Here is a 16,182-nt window from a genome sequence, read left to right as displayed (position 1 = left end):
TTCAGTGGACCGTGTGGGCTTCGTTCGGAGGGGGTCGGCTCCATGACCGAGAGAATCGTCTTCTTGATACCAGGGACGGTGCCCCCTCCCCGAGGGGGCATCCTGCGGGAGCTCCGGGCAGAATTCCCCCAGGTCGGCGAGGTGCTCGCGCGGATCGGGCATGTTGCGCGGGAGTTAGGTCTGCCCGATGTGGTGGCCAGGTTGGTCGGGTCCGACGGGCCGGCTGCTTCCCGTCCTGATCCGGACGTGCAGTACTTGGAGATCTTCGCGGTCGGTATCGCCGTGCACGAGGCGCTGGTTGCCGCAGGGGTGGCCCCCTTCGCGATCGTGGGCCAGAGCGTGGGGGAACTGTGGGCGTTGGCTGCCGCGGGACGGCTGTCTGTTGAGGACGCCGCTCGCCTGGCGGTGGCCCGCTCAAGGGCGTTGACGCGGCAGGGGTGGGACGGTGCGATGCTCGCGGTGGGCGCCAGCGGCCGCGAGGCCGCTCATCTGGCCGGGCTGATCGGCCATCCGGACCTCGTACTGGCCTGTGAGAACGCCCCGCGGCAGAGCGTACTCAGCGGCCCGGCACAGGAGATCGCTGAGGCCGCCAGGCTGGCCGAAGTCCTCGGCTGGCCGCACAGTCGGCTGGATTTCCCTCATTACACCCACACTCCTGCGGTGACGCCCGCAGCGCGGGCGCTAAGAGAGCAGGCTCCCCGCGTGCCGTACGGGCCGGGGCGCTGGCGTGTGTGGTCCACCCAGCTGGGGCGTGAAGCCGGCGACTGGGACCCGGTGGAGATGGTGGCCTCGTCGCTGACCATGCCCGTGCGACTACTGGACGTCGTACGGGACCTGCACGCAGCCGGGGCCGAGGTATTCGTCGAATGCGGTGAGCGCCTGCTGGTCGGGCGTCTGGTCCAGGCCACCGTCCCGGCGGTCCACGTCTACACCCCCCTCGCCGAACCCGGGGGCCCAGTCCATGCCATTGGGGCGCTGGCAGCCGGCAAGGCCGGCTCGCTGCGCCCCGCGCCCCGGATCGGGGCGGCGCCGTCCTCACCGACCGTCTCGGCCCGTGCCCTTCCCGGCACGGGCGCGGGCACGGGCACGCGCACGGCAGGGAACTTCTCCCCGCCCGCCGTTACCCAGCCCCCGTCGGCGTCGTCCATCCCGCAGAGCCTGCCGCCCCCGACCCCGGCCTCAGCCCAGGCTGCGGCCCCGGTCCCGGCTCCAGCTCTGGCCCCCGCCCCGGCTGTGGCCCAGGTCCTGACCGCGGTTCCTCCCCCGGCTACAGCCACTGTGGCAGCCGGGACGCCATCGGCTCTCGGCTATGCGGATGTCCTGCGCGAGCTCCAGGTGCTTTACGGCGAGTTCCTGGGGTATCCGCCCGAGCTGCTGGGCGAGGACGACAGTCTGGAGGCGGACCTCGGGGTGGAATCCCTCAAGCAGGTCACGCTGCTCGCGCGGGTCGCCGAGCGGTTCGACGTCGCCGAACTGCGGGGCAACGCCTCGCTGCTGGACCATGGCACCCTGCGGCGGATCGCCGAAACCGTGGTGAGCGGCGGGTCTGCGCCCGGAGCGGGACGGTGATGGCGGCCTTACCGCCTGCCGGTGACCTCAGTGGGCGTATCGCGCTGGTCACGGGTGGCAGCCGGAGCCTGGGCGCGGAGATCGTCCGCACGCTGGCCCGCAGAGGCGCCCATGTCATCGTCAACTACTTCCATTCCGTGGAGCAGGCCGGCCTGCTCCAGGCCGAGCTGGAGCAGGCCGGGTACAGCTGCGAGTTCCTGCGGGCATCGGTCGCCAAGACCACAGAGATCGACAGAATGTTCGACGCGGTCGCCGAGCGGCACCGCGGCCTGGACATCCTGGTGAACAATGCGGCTGCCGGAGCCTTCCTTCCGCTCCTCGACATCGACGACACGTACTGGGAGCGGGCGTGGCGTACCAACGTCATGGGCGCCTACCACTGTTCACGCCGCGCTGCCGACCTGATGTCGGGGCGGGCCGGAGCGAGCATCCTGTGCCTGTCCAGCCTCGGGTCGGCGCTCCCCATCACGGGGTACGGCGCCACCGGTGTTTCCAAGGCGGGCTTGGAGGCTCTGGTCCGCTATCTGGCCGTGGAACTGGCACCGCGCGGAATCCGCGTCAACACGCTGTCGCTCGCTACGGTCACCAGCGAAATCCACGAGTCGTTCAGCGATCCGGGTGCCTTCGAGCGGCAGGCGCCGACCGCCATACCGCTGGGGCGCAATGTTTCCATGGCCGAGGCGGCCGAGCTCGTCGGTCTGTTCGTGAGCGATGCCACCGGCTACATCACCGGTCAGACGATCACGGCCGACGGAGGACTTGAGATCGCCGCCCTCCGGCGGTTCGCGGCGGAGTCCAGGTTTTCGGCGCAGGCCCGCCGATCGGGGCCGGCCGACACCACGGACCGACCGGGCGCCCGCCGCCCCGAAGAACCGGCCCTCGGCGACGTCGATGCCCGGAGCGTGGCCCCAGCCCCAGGTAACGTCGGTGCTCGGAGCGAGGTCCCGGCCCCCGGGACCGTCCCCGGTCCAGCCCGGTCCGCGACCAAGAGCCCCGCGGCGCCGGGCGGAGTGCCCATCGCCGTCGTGGGCATCGGTGTGACTCTTCCCGGATCGAACAGCCCCCAGGAGTTCTGGCAGCGGTTGTGCGAGGGAACACCGCTGTTCTCCGAGCCGAGCACCTTCCGCATCGACGACTTCTGGTCCCCCGACCCTGACACGTCAGACCGCCTCTACGCGCGGCGCGCGGGCTACCACCACGGGTTCGTTCCCGACCCTCGGATGGTTCCCGATGACCACTGGGATCCGGGGCGGACGGATCTGCCACAGGCGGTGGGCTGGATGCGGCACTGTGCTGTTCAGGCTCTGGACAACGTGACACGGTCCGACGGTGACCGCTGGCTCGCGGTGGCCACGGGAGTTCAGGACCTGATCGGAACGGGACGCCAGAGCGCCGTACTGGGGCAGGAGTACCAGGAGCTGCTGCGCCGGCACCTTGCGGACGTCCAGGGTGGGGAGTGGCTGGCCGAGCTCGCGGCGCACGCCATCTCCACGCGCTACGACGGCGACGGCAGCGATCCGCTGCTCGCGCTGCCACAAGCGTCCTTGAACGCCGCACTCGCGGGACTGGTCCCCGACGACACCCGGACTCTCGTACTGGACGCCGCCTGCGCCAGCGGCCTCTACGCGCTGGATACCGCTGTCAAATCCCTGCGCGACGGCTCGTGCGACGCGGCGCTGGTCGGAGGCAGCTCGGTGGTCGAACCCCTGGGCCTCGCGCTGTTCTCCAAGGCCCAGGGGATCACCAGGAGCGGGCAGATCAGGCCGTTCGATCAGGCCGCGGACGGCACCCTGATCGGGGAGGGAGCCGTCATGCTCACTCTCAAGACGGAGGCCAGGGCACGGGCCGACGGTGACCGGATCCTCGGGCTCGTCCTGGGTACGGGGCTTGCCGCCGACGGCAAGGGCAAGGCCATCCACGCCCCCGCCGAGCGAGGCCAGGAGCTGGCGATCACCCGGGCGTGGAAGGACGCCGACATCGAGCCCGAGGACATCGACTGGATCGTGGCACACGGCACCGCCACCCCGGTCGGCGATGCCGTGGAGCTGCGCGCCCTGGGTGCGCGGCTCGGAGACCACGCCAGAGCTTGCCTTCTGACGTCCAACAAGTCTGTCGTCGGCCACACCGGCACCTTGGCCGGGCTGGTCTCCGTAGTCCACGCGCTCCTCGCCCTCGAACAGCAGAGCATTCCGGGCCAGTCCTGCCACGAGGCACCCCATCCACTGCTGAGCGAGAGCCGCCTGACCGTCCCCGTCGAATCCACCGCTTGGGCGGCCGACCCGAGCCGGCCGCGGATCGTCGGGGTCTCGGCGTTCGGCCTCGGCGGCACCGGCGCGCACGCCGTCCTGGCCGACCGCACTCCGGCCTCCTCGCCGGCGTCCTCCGCGTCCCCGTCCCCTTCGACACCCGAGGCTGAAACCGTCGTCGTCGGGTGGAGTACGCATCTGCCCGGCGCGGACCCCGGACAGGCGGCAGCCTGGCTGCGGCAGGAGGGGCCCGCGCCGGAAGCCGTGTTCGCGGATCCGTATCCATCGCCCTCGCCACACGAGCTGCGGATACCCCCACGGACGACCGCACACATGGACCACACCCAGCTGATGACCCTTCAGGCAGCCGGTCTGCTCCTGGAGCAGCTCGGTCCCGCCTCGCACGCCCTCAAGCCCACCACCGCCGTGATCGTGGGCACCGCCCTGCCCATGGCTCACTTCCTGCGTCTGGGCCTACGCGTCCACGCGGCCGAATGCGCCGAGGCACTGGAGATCCTCCCCGACAGCGGCCAGATCGAGGTCCTCAAGGCACACCTGGAGGAGGCGGTACGCGTTTCCGGCCCCGAAGTCACCGAGGACGACTTCACCGGAGCCAACGCGGGCCTCAACTCCGGGCGGGCCACCAACTACCACGACCTCAACGGCTTCGGCATCACGGTGTACGGCGGCCGGGACTCGACGCACGCGGCCATCGACACAGGCCTTCGCCAACTGCGCCACGGCGCGTGCGAACTGGCCCTCATCGGTGCCGTATCCGGCCGCCCCGGCCGGGGCTGGCACGGCTACCTCGACAGCGTCGTCCCGGACGGGCGCACCGTCGCCGAGGCCGCCGTCTTCCTGGCCGTCGCACGCCGCGACACAGCAGAGCGCCACGGCCTGCCGATCATGGGCACCCTCACCACCACAACCGCCAGCGCCCCCGACGAGCAAGGGATCCGGGGGCACGAGCTGCCCGCCCTGGCCGGCGCTGAGCGCACCTACCTCGCGGCCGACACGGCGCTCGCCATCGTCGAGGCCATCCACTCCGGCAGCGACCGACTGCTGCTACCGGATCAGCCGTCCACACCCGCCCTGCAATTCACAGCCCCCGGTCCAACCACCGCACTCTCGCATAAAGCGGCGCCGCGCCCCGACGAAGCCGGGCTAGGCCGACGCCAGAGCGCGCGGCTGATCACCATGCCAACCCCCCGTAACCTCCGGCAACAGCCGGCGATCCCCGACGGCGCCATCGTGGTCACCGACGATCCCGAACTCGCCGCACGCGCCGCCTCACCGAATACCGCGGTGTGGACACCGCGCCCGGACATTCCCCAGGCCGAGCACGTCCTGCCCGAAGACACCGGCCGGGCACTGGCGGAGCTGCCGTTCGTTCCCCGCCACATCCGTATCCTGTCCCGGCTGACCGCTCCTACCGGCCCCGCTGACGAGGTGCAGGCCGCACGCGCCGAGTCGCTCATGGACCTGGCCTTCACCACCGTCCAGTCCGCCCTACCCGCGCTGCGCTCCGGCGGCAGCCTCGCCGCCCTCATGATGGGCGCCCTGCCCGACGGCCTGCCCCACCCCCTGAGCGGGTACTTCAGCGGACTCATCCGGTCCGTCCGCACCGAGATCGAGCAGTGCGACGGCCTGACCGTTCTCACGAGCACCGACGATTGCGACACCGCACTACGGCAGCTCTCCGAGGCCGTCGGCCTGCCCGTGCCGCTACACACCGTCGCTCGCGACGGGGACACCTGGCTCCAGTACGCCCTCACCGACCACCCGGAACCCGTCAGCCCCCCGGACGAGGCGGCAGCCCCGCTGCCCCCGGAGTCGGTGATCGTCGCCTTCGGCGGAGCCCGAGGCATCACTTCCGAGATCCTCGCGGCCCTCGCCCGCTCGATCACCCGCCCCACCGTCTACCTGGTCGGCCGCACCTCCCCACCGGACCGGCAGCCGCCGCTCCTGCCTCCTCAGGCCGAGTTCATGAGTGCAGAGCGCCGGGCCCACCCGGATCTGAGCGTCGCCCAGCTCAAAGCCCGCTACGACCAGCACCGCCGTACCGCCGAAGCCGCCGGGACCATCGCGCGGCTGAAACAGCTGTGCGGTGAGGACCGGGTCCACTACCGCGCCTGCGACATCCTGGACCGGGAGCGCACCACGGCGGTACTGGACGAGATCCACGACCGGCACGGCCGTATCGACCTCCTGATCAACGGAGTCCTCGACCTGCGCTCCCGTGCGCTGCCCGCCAAGCCCCTCGCCGACTTCCAAAAGGTCCGCGCCACCAAAGCGGCCGGCTACCGCAACCTCAAACACGCGCTCGCCGGCCGCGCCCCACGCATCTGGTGCAACTTCAGCAGCATGGCCTCCGTCACCGTGGTCCCCGGCGACGCCGACTACACCGCCGCCAGCGAATACCTCAACCACGCCACCGCCTGGGCACACCACCTCCCGGGCGGCCACGGCGAGTTCGCCATCCTGTGGGCCGGCTGGCGCTCCGTAGGCGTGGTCGCCACCCTCGACTCCGCCGACACGCTCGTCCAACACGGGGTGGACGCCTTCGTCACCAACGAACAAGGCTGCGCCCAATTCCTGTCCGCCCTCACCCGACCACCCCGGGACCCGGTCCTCCTCTTCGTCCGCGACGACGAGCAGGCGATGTTCACCCGGCTAAACATCTCCGGACAGCCCAAACCGCACCTCCCCCCGGCGCCACCCAGCGCGGCCCCCGCCGGCCCGGCCACCGGGCCGCTCCTGGACGGAACCCTGATGCGTGGACGCCACTGGGGGGTGTTCACCAAGACCTGGGAGCCCCGCTCCCTCCCCGAAGGCGACGGACGATGGCTCCGCCACCACCTCGTGGGCGGCGTGGCCGAAGTCGCCGGCACCTTCGTCCTGGAAGCGGCAGCCGAAGCCGCCGCACAGCTACGGCCTGACCTGGCGGTGGTCGGATTCCGCGACCTCGTCTGCAACGCCAGCATCACGGTCCGCGCCGACCGGCCACGCACCATCAAGACCGAGGCCCACATCCTCAAGCAGGACCAACACACCGCCACGGTCGCCGTCCGGATCACCACCAACCGCGTGAGCGCAACGGGCAAGGTCCTGCGCTTCGACGACCTGTGCCACCGGGCACAGGTCCTGCTGAGCACCCGTCACCCCGACCTCGCCGCGCCGCCGGACCCCGGACCGCAGTCGCCGTACGAGGCGGACACCTTGCCCATCTACCGGCCCAACAAGATCATCCATCTCAGCGGCCCCTTCGCCGCCACCATCCAGCACACATCCGGGCCGCAAGGCACCACGGCGATCTTCGACCTCCACCCCGAGACCTGCGCCGAGCCCCTCACCCGGCTACGTGTCCCCGCCCTCCTGCTCGACGCCATGGGACACCTCCTGGCACTCCCCCGGGCACGTGACACCGGACCGCTCCTCGGCCCCCTCGCAGGGATCACCACCGTGGACCTCGCCACCGCGGGCAACGACCTCGACCTGACCGCAGTCCACAAGACGATCCACCTGTCCCACGACCTCGCGACCGGCACACTCACCGCCCACACCGGCGACGGAACGGTCCTGGCCAGGACCACCGGGCTGACCTGCCACCCCACCGCCACCCTCGACTCTCAGCACAACCTCATTCCCCTGCCCGCGGGCACCACCCCGGCCCTCTGAACCCGTCCGAAGGAACCCACCATGCTGTGGCATGACATTCACCTCGCCGGAACAGGCGCGTGGATTCCCCGGATCCGCCCCAGACAAGGGACGTCCAGCCAATCCCCGGCCGACGTCAACGAGTACCTCTCCGCGGCACGCTCGACGGGCGACACCGCCGCGGAGATGGCAGGACGAGCAGCTCTGCAAGCACTCAGGGACAGCGGACGCGGCAGCAGCGAACTCAGTCTGATAGCCCATGCCGGCTACCGGGACGACGACCACTACACCCCCGTCACCTACCTTCAACGCGTACTGAACGCCCCGCACGCCCTCAGCGTCGAGATCGGCGCCGCCAGCAACGGCGGGGCCGCAGCCCTGGTCAGCGCCGCCGAACACCTCACCGCCCGCCCCGAGGCACGCGCCGCTCTGATCACGGCCGGCTCACTGTCGAGCCGTCTACACGACGACCGCCTGGAGGATGAAGCCGGAATCGTCGTAGGCGACGGAGCAGCCGCCGCAGTCCTCACCCGCGAACCGGGATACGCCCGGCTTATCACCACAACCCATACATCAGCACCACACCTGGAGAACCTCAGCCGCGGAACCCTCACCCTGCAGGACTTCCGGCTCCGCAGACGCATGCTCCTCGAGGACACCGGGGTCGCCCCGTACCTGACCTCACTGCGCGAATGCACCCACGTCTCCGTCCTCGCCGCCCTGGGCGAAGCCGAGCTGACGCCGAGCGACATCTCCCACACCCTCGTGATCGCCATGGGCGCCCCCGTCATCGACGTCCTGCTGACCGGCCCGCCACTCTTCCTCAGCCGCACCAAGAGCAGCTGGGCCTTCGGCCGCCACACCGGACACGCAGGCGCCTGCGACATCCTCCTGGCCCTCAACCACCTTCTCCGCACCAAGCAACCCGCACCCGGAGAGCACATCCTGCTCATCAGCTTCGGCATGGGTTTCCGCTGGACCATCGCCGTCCTGCAAACGACCGAACGACCCGACGCCCGATAGTCCATGCGCAGGGCCTGCCAAGATCCGGGCCAGTTGCGGGCCATCACCAGCCCGCCGAAGGCAGGTACCTTCATTTTGCCTGGTCAGGAGCGGTGTGGCGCATGTACCACCAGCAGTCGAAGAACATTTTTATCAGCTATTCGCCAAAGGCTGTTGGGTTCTTCTAGAGCCTCAAACTCCGCTCCACTGAAGGGGATTACCCTCCCGGAACCGATTCCGAAGCACCACCTCCGACGCTAAGCCTCCACACTAAGTGGTAAATGGGCTGGTTCGGACAAGCCTTCCGGACGGCCGCCGGGCCCGATGATCGGGGTGTCCTCACTGCAGGGTGAGGAGGTTTCCTTCACCGGTACCACGGACGTGAACGAGTTGGTGGAGTGGACCCGGGGGCTGGAAAGGTCACCGTGTACGCCACGTACGCCGGCCTCCCGGGCTGGGACCTCACCATCATCGATGAGGCACACCGAGCGTCCGGACGGATCCGTCGGCGCCCACAGCCCGGTCTCGGTCTCACGCTGAAGGCCGGACGGCGACTCAGCCGCACGCCATACCGACGCGGCTACCGCCGACCCACCCCCGCAGGGGCTACGGCGTGCCCGGTGGATCCTGTCACTCGACCCACCGGACACGCCTTCAGGCCAGGAAGACTACTCGCCGAAGGGTCAGCCGCTGCGGACCACGCTGAACGGGCGACATGCGATGATCTTCGTTGATCAGGGGGCCAGGTAGTAGACACTTCGAATGCCGGTGGAGTCGTCGCCGTCCTGAGGAACGATGTCGAAGCTCTGGTCCAGGGTGCCCACGTACGGGCGGCCGGTCACCGCACCGGCGCTGCTCACGCTCAGCGCGAGGTTGTGGTAGACGCTGCGGATGCCGACGGATCCGTCGGCCTGCGGGACCAGAATGAAGCTCTGATCCACGTTACCCACGTACGGGCGGCCGGTCACCGCACCGGTGTTGCTCATCGTCAGTGCGAGGTTGTAGTAGCCGTTTCGGATGCCGGTGGAGCCGTCGGCTTGCGAAATGCGTTTGAAGCTCTGGTCCGCGTCGCCCGCGTACGGCCGGCCGGTCACCGCACCGGTGCTGTTCATGCTGAGCGCGTAGCTTCGCGGGTGGGGCTCGGGCGCGGGCTGGTAGGTGGTGTGGATCCAGAGCCTGAGGTGTCCTTCGTTGCCGCCGTTGAACTCGTAGGTGGACACGCCGGCCGGCCACCCTGCGCCTGGCGGGATCTGGCTGAGGGCGACGAGTCCGGCGCGGGTGATGCCGTAGGAGCGGTGGGCGACGAAGTCGTCCTTGTTCTCGAAGAGCGAGAACAGCCAGCCGATGAACTCGGTGGCAACCCCGAACAGTGCAAGGGCTCCGGCGGCCGCCTGGGCGTTGTCGTCCGGAACGCCGGACGCCTGACCCCTTTCGGCCGCCTCCATCGCCTTGTCGGAAATCTTGTACAGGAACTTGCTGATCTCGCTCCAGATGCTGCCGCTATCCTCCTCCCACGCCTCGATGTCCATGTAGAAGAAGCGGTCCACGCGGCCCTGGAAGAGGACGTCGGAGTCGCTGAAGTTCCGGGTGTTGCCGGTGTACATGTCGGTGAAGACACGGGAGCGGTACTCACGGCGGGCAACCTGGTCGCTGCCCGCGCCCGAGGCCCAGTAGAACTCGTCGGCACCGATCTCGTCGGATCCCCGCACACTCATGAACTTGTGCGCCTTCAGGGTGAAGGTGCTCGGTGCGAGGGCCTCAGCGCCGGGCGGGGGTCCGGTGATCACCGTGAGCGCCGATCCGTACTCGCCCATCGCGGCGACGAATTCCTCGCTGTCCGGACTGTCCAGCTGCGCCCCCGCGGACGGGGAGGACAGGTCGATGATGTTGACATTGGGCTGCGCCAGAATGTCCCGGACAAGGGTCTCCTGGTCCGCCGCGTAGTCCGCCATCGAGTAGGAACGCTCCAGCTCGATCCGCGCCACGCCGGAGGGAAAGAACTCCCCGACGGCGGGGGCATCCTTGTAGAGCTTGCCGTACTCCGCGACCTCCTCCACGGTCACAATCCGGGCCATCTGGTCGACCAGGTCCTGCTCAAGGTCCGACAGCGGTAAGCCCTCGCTGAGCCGGGCAGCGGCATGCAACGCGGTCTCGATCAGGATGTTGCTGTTCCGGTTCACCCTCAGGCGCCTGGCCCAGCGCGTGTCCGCGCGGGCTCCCGACAGCAGGGTCCGAAGCCGCGCGACCCGCTCCTCCCGCGTCGTCGCGGGTCCCTCGGTTCCCTCAGTTACCGGCGGTGTGCTGTCCGACATGCGGCGTACCTCCCACGTCAAGTGCCTGCGACACAGGCCCAGTACGGAAGGTAACGGCCTTATCACTCCACGGCATCGACGTCTTTCAGGCCGCTGGCCTGAACGCCTGGCCGTCAAAGAACGATCCGACCCCCCGCTCGCCCACGACAGGACCGCCGGGACACCTCAGAAGGCGCGGGCCGCGATGTCTCCTTAGGCGGTGGTCGCGTGGATCTTCAGGGCGGCCGCGGCGCCGCCGGCGTTGCCCAGCGCGTGCTGATTCGGCCGCAGCCGGTGCCGACGTCGAGGGTCGCGGAGATTCCGCGGGCGGCGCCGACCACCAACCGCTCCGACACCGTCGCGCCAGCGGCGGTGAACACCACGAGGGAGAAGCACAGTGACCCTGCCCCGCCAGCGAGGACTGACCTAGCAGGCCGCCACCACGGCCATCGACACGGCTTGCCGCCTGTTGCGGCTTCCGGAGCTCAGGCACGAGTTCTCCGACATCACCAACCGGGCAATGAAGGACCACATGACCTACCGCGGCTTCCTCGCCGAGCTGCTGATGGCCGAGTGCGACGACAGGGCCCGGCGAGACCCGGTTGCGTTACCTCAACGTCGGTGAGAACTCCCTCACTACCCTGCCAGAGACCATCGGTGGGATGAGCGGCCTCATCGAGTTCAGGGCACAGCACAACCGGCTCACCGCCCTGCCCGATGCCATCGGCCAGCTCCGCTGCCTGCGTGAGCTGTGGCTCCGAGGGAACGCGATCGAGCACTTTCCGTCGTCAGCAGCCGAGCTGCATGAACTGCGCCACCTGGACCTACGCGAGAACTCCCTGACCGAGGTGCCGGAGTCACTGGCCGGCCTCCCGCGACTGCGTCAGATCGACCTGCGGAGCAACCACCTCGGCCAGCTGCCCGACTGGCTCGCCCTGATGCCATCGCTGGAGAAGCTGGATCTGCGATGGAACAAGGTCGATCCCTCCCTATCGCTCCTCAGCGAGCTGGAGCGGCGGGGGTGCATCGTCTTGACGTGACAGCGACGCCCCCCTCGCGCCACACTGCTGCTATTTCTCGGTTCTGGCACAGATCTTGGGGAGTGGTCGCGGAGGGTGACGCTGTCGTTCGATTGTGGGCGCGGGTCCGGGGCCCGTCAGCGTTCTCGCATTCTGGTCCACCACCAGCCGAAACCCGCCAGCTCAATACTGTTGGGGTCGGGCAGGGTGCGGCGCTCGAGTTCCTCATCGATGCGTGTGATCAGTCGGCCCAAGTCCCGTTGCGCTCCGGGAGGAAGGTGCCGCATCGCCCAGTCGAGGTCATCACGAGCATCTCCCACCCCGGGCGATTCGAACTCGGAGGCATCCAGGTAGCGTCCCGGCTGGTTAAAGGCTCGCTCGAAACACGAGAGCGCATTGGCGACCGCGTTGAGCCACATCTCCTGGTCTTCGACCCGGCGGATCGCTGCACGAGTCCGCGCGGAGACTCCGCGGACTCTCAGGACCGAACACTGCCATTGTGGCCGCCACCGCTCTGCGCGGACGGCCTTGGGACGCCTACGCGGCATCGCCCTTTCGGATCAACATGAGGCCATCCTGCCACGGCTGGGCGGCTGCTCGCACAGTGTTACTGGAGCAGGATCATCTTGCGGAGGAGTTCAAATCCGGCTCGGCCGTAGAGCTGGCGCTTGATCTTCTTGATGTGGTTGACGGCGCCCTCGATGCTGCCGGAGCTCCAGTCGAGAGTGAGCCCAGCTATCACGGCGTCAATGTCCCGCAGAAGGTGGAGCGCGAAGCCGGTGAGACAGGGTAGCTGGCTGTCATCGACTGCGTCGATCCAGGTGGGGAGTGTGGAGCCGAGGCGGTCGGTGAGTATCTCGCCGAAGTCGCGGACGTGTCCGGCGGCCTTGTCCAGTTCGGGGCAGCGGGCCAGGACCTCCTTCAGGCCGACCCGATCTTCCTCGGTCAGGGTCGTGGGGTGCCGGGTGAGCCAGCCGGTCACCTGCCGCACCGTCGGCGGCCGCTGCGGCGCGCCGGCCGGAGCCCCGCGGAGGGTGGCGATGTTGGATCGGACCATCTGGTAGGTGACGGGCGCGTTGTCGGCAACGAGTTCCCTATGGAGGTGGGTGACGCTCGTGCATCCCGCGGCGAAGCGTTGCTCCAGGTAAGGCTTGTATGGGTCCAGTCTGCTGGGGCGGGGCCGGTTTTCGCGGATGGTGTCCTGCCAGTTCGCGGCGTTCGCGTACCGGAGCACGGTGTTGAGACCCCAGCCCAGGTGCCGGGCGATCGCCCGGCGCGAGTGGCCTCGGGCAAGCAGCTCGTGCACCAAGGCGTGTGCTGCCTTCTTCCGCTCAGCCCGCCGGCCGACGGGTGCCGGGTCGTCCTGCGGCTGGGCGGCAGCCGCTCGGGTGGCCTCCGGCGGCATGTCCCTTGGTGAAGGATTGCGCAGGCAGTCGCGGTGGGCGGCGACGCAGGTCTCCACCGCTCGGCCGAGGCCCTGCCACAGATGGAACCGGTCGGCGATCTGCAGAGCGTCGGGGGCACCACGGCGGGCGCCCTCGGCGTAGGCGCCCGCCCGGTCCCGGCAGATGATCTCCACGCCGGGGTGGCGGATCAGCCAGGCGGCCAGTGGCCCGGCTTCACGTGTCGGGAGCACGTCGACCACGCGATGGCCTTCGACGCTGGTCAAGACTGTGGAGTAGGTCTGGCCGTGACGGATCGCGAAGTCGTCCACGCCCAGCACGCGCGGAGTGCTGAACTTCGGATCGGGCAACGCCATTACCCTGCGTAACAAGGTCATCCGTCCCGCGCCGAAGCCCAGCTGGGCAGCCAGCCGAGCTCCGGCCCGCCCGGCCAGCGCGAGCCCCACTCGCTCCAGGGCGTGGTTGAGACGCGTGGTGAACCGTGCGTGCGGGGCAGCCAGCCGCGAGAACGGCTCGGCGAACGTCCGGCGCGGGCACTCGGCCGACCCGCAGATGAAGCGCCGGACCGTCAACTGGATCACAAAGCCCTGCGCGGCGACCGGAAGGTCCTTCAGCCTGTGCTGGTATCGGTCGTGAACCCGATCCGAGAAGCGGCCGCAGTCCGGACATACAGAGCCGGCCGCACGGCCTCTCGCCGCCACCTCGACCGTGCCGAACGCGGCCGTAACCGCCTCGACATCCACATCGTCGATCCCCTCGAACACCAGCGAGTGCCAGAACGGTGCATCGGTCAGCATGACCAGCACCACTAAAGGCTGCCCAAACTCGCCAACAAACGCTGTCGCTGGAGATGAACGAAGCCAGCCGTCCAACAGCGGACGCCGTACCGCATCCAGCCGAAGTCAGCACCAGGGCCTACACAAAGAAACTGACACTCCCACGCGTCAATGCTGGCAGGACGGCCGGACGGAGAGCAGCTCGGTCCGTAGCACGGGTGTGCCGTCGACCGGTGCCGGGGCCTCCGCGGTCGGCTCGATTCCTCCGGCGGCGACTTTGTCGAGTGTCGTCAGGCCGTCGGCGCCGACCGTGCCGAACACCGTGTAGTTCGGTCGCAGCGCGGAGTCGCCGTAAACGACGAAGAACTGTGAACCATTCGTGTCCGGACCTGCGTTGGCCATCGCCAGCAGGCCTCGCCCATAGAGGCGGCGCGCGCCGGTCGGATCGGTCGGTGCCGGCGGCAGGTCCACCGGCAGCTCGTCCTTGTACTTGTACCCGGGCCCGCCCTCACCGGTACCGGTCGGGTCGCCGCACTGCAGGACCTTCAGCGTCGGGTACGCCGTCAGACGGTGGCACACCGTCCGGTCGTAGAACCCATGCCGTGCCAGGTGCAGGAAACTCTGGACCGTGCACGGCGCCTTGGCCCGGTCCAAGTGCAGCGGGAGCGGGCCCTGGCTGGTCGGAACAGCCATATCAACCGTGCCACGACTGGGGGTGTGCCGCGGGTCAGGCGGCAGCGGAACGGAGCGCGCCGGTGGCTCGTCCGGGGTCTGTGCGTACTGGCAAGGGCCGTGCGTCGTGCGCGGCGGAGCACCGTCAGCAGCAGTGGCGACGCTCCCCCCGGACACGACTAACGTCACGGCCGCGAATGCGCTGATCAGTGCCCGTTTCATCTCGCACGCCCTCCCGATGATCGCCAAGTCCTGAAGCGGTCGCAGTCTAGGGCGTGGGTTTGGTCCGCGGGAATAGTTAACGGCGGGAGGCTGGCCCGGCCGATCCCGAGGTCCTCACCCTGCAGCTGACGTCCCTGCTCGACGGAGCCACTGGCGCTGTAGGCGTCGGCCGCACCACAGGCTCCAGACGGCTCCGCCAGACGCTTCCATACCGTCCGAACCGACACCGGCAGCCTCCGCCATCACCCGCACATGCAGCGACGACACCGACCCCCGGCTCCTGGTCCACCGCCGACAACCGACGGACCACCACACCCCGCACCAACCGGCCGTCCTCACCCATACCCACCAGCACAGCCCGGCCCTAGCCTCCCGCACATGGGAACGGGCATCCCCATGACTGGCTAAGGGCGCGCGCATCGGCTCGGGGCTTCCACCCTGCCGTGCGTGTCGCCGCAGACGGCGATGATCGCCTCGACCGTCTCCCAGGACCGCGCACTCCGGCCCGAGGCCGCGCGCAACGCCGGCCTTTCGACCTGGGACCTGATCGTCGTCGACGAGGCGCACCGGACGTCGGGGCGGATCGGGAGGCCGTGGGCGGTCATCCACGACAAGGCCCGGTGCCCGCGGCGGTGTTCCGGCGCGAGCGCCAGGTCCACGAGGGTCCGGACCGGTCCCTCGGTGCACAACAGCGCGTCACACAGATCGAACAGGGCGTCGGCGCGGGAAGTCGGGCACGCATACAGCTCCGATCGGAACTCCGATGCCTGCACGAACGCGTCTCGTTGAACGATCTGTTCGACCACTCCCACGTTCCAGGCCTCCGTGCTGCATCAACCCTGAGCACAGGATCGGGTCCCGGCCCCCCGCACGTCCGCTGAACTGGGGAAACCCGAACAAGTTCGCGCCCAGTTCGACGCAGGTGGAGAAACGACAAGCTGAGCTTGTCGTTTGACGGCTGGGGTCGGTCGTGACCGACCGTGGTGTCAGAACTGCTGGCGCCGGTCTTCCACTGTCCAGGCGTCACCCAGCTCACGGCGGAGAATCTCCAGTGCAGCGTCCGCCTGCCGTGTGAACAGCTCTTGTTGTTCCTTGGGCCACGGAGACGGATTCGGTGGGTACTCCCAGTCGAGCGACGAGTAGTACCAATCGGCCAGTCTCGCCAGTTCGGCCTGGATATCCGAACTGATCGGCAGCCGCTCCAGCTCGCAGGGGTATCCGTAAGGACTGTCGAGTTCGGGATCACCGGGCGGACCTGGCCACAATGGGGTGTGGGCGCCGACTTCGAAGAAAAACCGCAGGTAGTAGGACACACCGCACCCTCT

At 69.1% G+C, this 16,182-nt stretch carries 10 protein-coding genes and 1 pseudogene; 5 read left to right on the top strand and 6 right to left on the bottom strand.

All coding sequences use genetic code 11. From position 1 onward, the window contains the following. Positions 1 to 246 precede the first annotated feature (246 nt). The 3 genes from ACFXDJ_RS31510 (at position 247) to ACFXDJ_RS31500 (ending at position 8,495) form a co-directional block, all read left to right on the top strand. Complete coding sequence (locus ACFXDJ_RS31510) at positions 247 to 1,569, top strand: acyltransferase domain-containing protein (RefSeq protein WP_384649043.1); 1,323 nt, start codon at positions 247 to 249, stop codon at positions 1,567 to 1,569. After that, a complete protein-coding gene (locus tag ACFXDJ_RS31505) occupies positions 1,569 to 7,493 on the top strand; it encodes an SDR family oxidoreductase (protein WP_384851036.1) in 5,925 nt (1,974 codons plus the stop codon). The genes ACFXDJ_RS31510 and ACFXDJ_RS31505 overlap by 1 nt, the downstream gene beginning before the upstream one ends. A 165-nt stretch (positions 7,494 to 7,658) precedes the next feature. Continuing rightward, positions 7,659 to 8,495: a 3-oxoacyl-[acyl-carrier-protein] synthase III C-terminal domain-containing protein gene (locus ACFXDJ_RS31500; RefSeq protein ID WP_384649046.1), complete on the top strand. Its 837-nt coding sequence runs from the start codon at positions 7,659 to 7,661 to the stop codon at positions 8,493 to 8,495. A 713-nt stretch (positions 8,496 to 9,208) separates the two neighbouring features. Here the strand turns inward: ACFXDJ_RS31500 and ACFXDJ_RS31495 are convergent. Further along, a complete protein-coding gene (locus ACFXDJ_RS31495; RefSeq protein WP_384649048.1) occupies positions 9,209 to 10,786 on the bottom strand; it encodes an RICIN domain-containing protein in 1,578 nt (525 codons plus the stop codon). 427 nt (positions 10,787 to 11,213) lie between these two features. On the opposite strand from ACFXDJ_RS31495, the pseudogene ACFXDJ_RS31490 reads away from it, so the two are divergent. Further along, positions 11,214 to 11,360: pseudogene (locus tag ACFXDJ_RS31490) on the top strand (AAA family ATPase); the annotation flags it as partial. 7 nt (positions 11,361 to 11,367) lie between these two features. Beyond that, the gene (locus ACFXDJ_RS31485) at positions 11,368 to 11,805 is read left to right on the top strand and encodes a leucine-rich repeat domain-containing protein (protein WP_384649050.1); all 438 of its coding nucleotides are present in this window, start codon (positions 11,368 to 11,370) and stop codon (positions 11,803 to 11,805) included. 116 nt (positions 11,806 to 11,921) lie between these two features. Here ACFXDJ_RS31485 and ACFXDJ_RS31480 read toward each other — a convergent pair whose 3' ends face one another. From ACFXDJ_RS31480 to ACFXDJ_RS31460, 5 genes are all read right to left on the bottom strand, one after another. After that, the gene (locus ACFXDJ_RS31480) at positions 11,922 to 12,203 is read right to left on the bottom strand and encodes a hypothetical protein (protein ID WP_384851034.1); all 282 of its coding nucleotides are present in this window, start codon (positions 12,201 to 12,203) and stop codon (positions 11,922 to 11,924) included. Between the two features lie 188 nt (positions 12,204 to 12,391). Next, positions 12,392 to 13,984: an ISL3 family transposase gene (locus ACFXDJ_RS31475; protein ID WP_384649160.1), complete on the bottom strand. Its 1,593-nt coding sequence runs from the start codon at positions 13,982 to 13,984 to the stop codon at positions 12,392 to 12,394. 147 nt (positions 13,985 to 14,131) lie between these two features. Continuing rightward, a complete protein-coding gene (locus ACFXDJ_RS31470; RefSeq protein ID WP_384649053.1) occupies positions 14,132 to 14,656 on the bottom strand; it encodes a peptidylprolyl isomerase in 525 nt (174 codons plus the stop codon). A 605-nt stretch (positions 14,657 to 15,261) separates the two neighbouring features. Then, positions 15,262 to 15,663, bottom strand: a complete 402-nt coding sequence (locus ACFXDJ_RS31465) for a hypothetical protein (RefSeq protein WP_384649055.1) — start codon at positions 15,661 to 15,663, stop codon at positions 15,262 to 15,264. 180 nt (positions 15,664 to 15,843) lie between these two features. After that, complete coding sequence (locus ACFXDJ_RS31460) at positions 15,844 to 16,170, bottom strand: hypothetical protein (RefSeq protein WP_384649057.1); 327 nt, start codon at positions 16,168 to 16,170, stop codon at positions 15,844 to 15,846. Positions 16,171 to 16,182: the final 12 nt, after the last annotated feature.

Source organism: Streptomyces sp. NPDC059443, assembly GCF_042750105.1.
GTDB lineage: Bacteria > Actinomycetota > Actinomycetes > Streptomycetales > Streptomycetaceae > Streptomyces.
The sequence above is the reverse complement of the archived record's forward strand: the minus strand, read 5'-3'. Positions and strand labels throughout refer to the sequence as shown.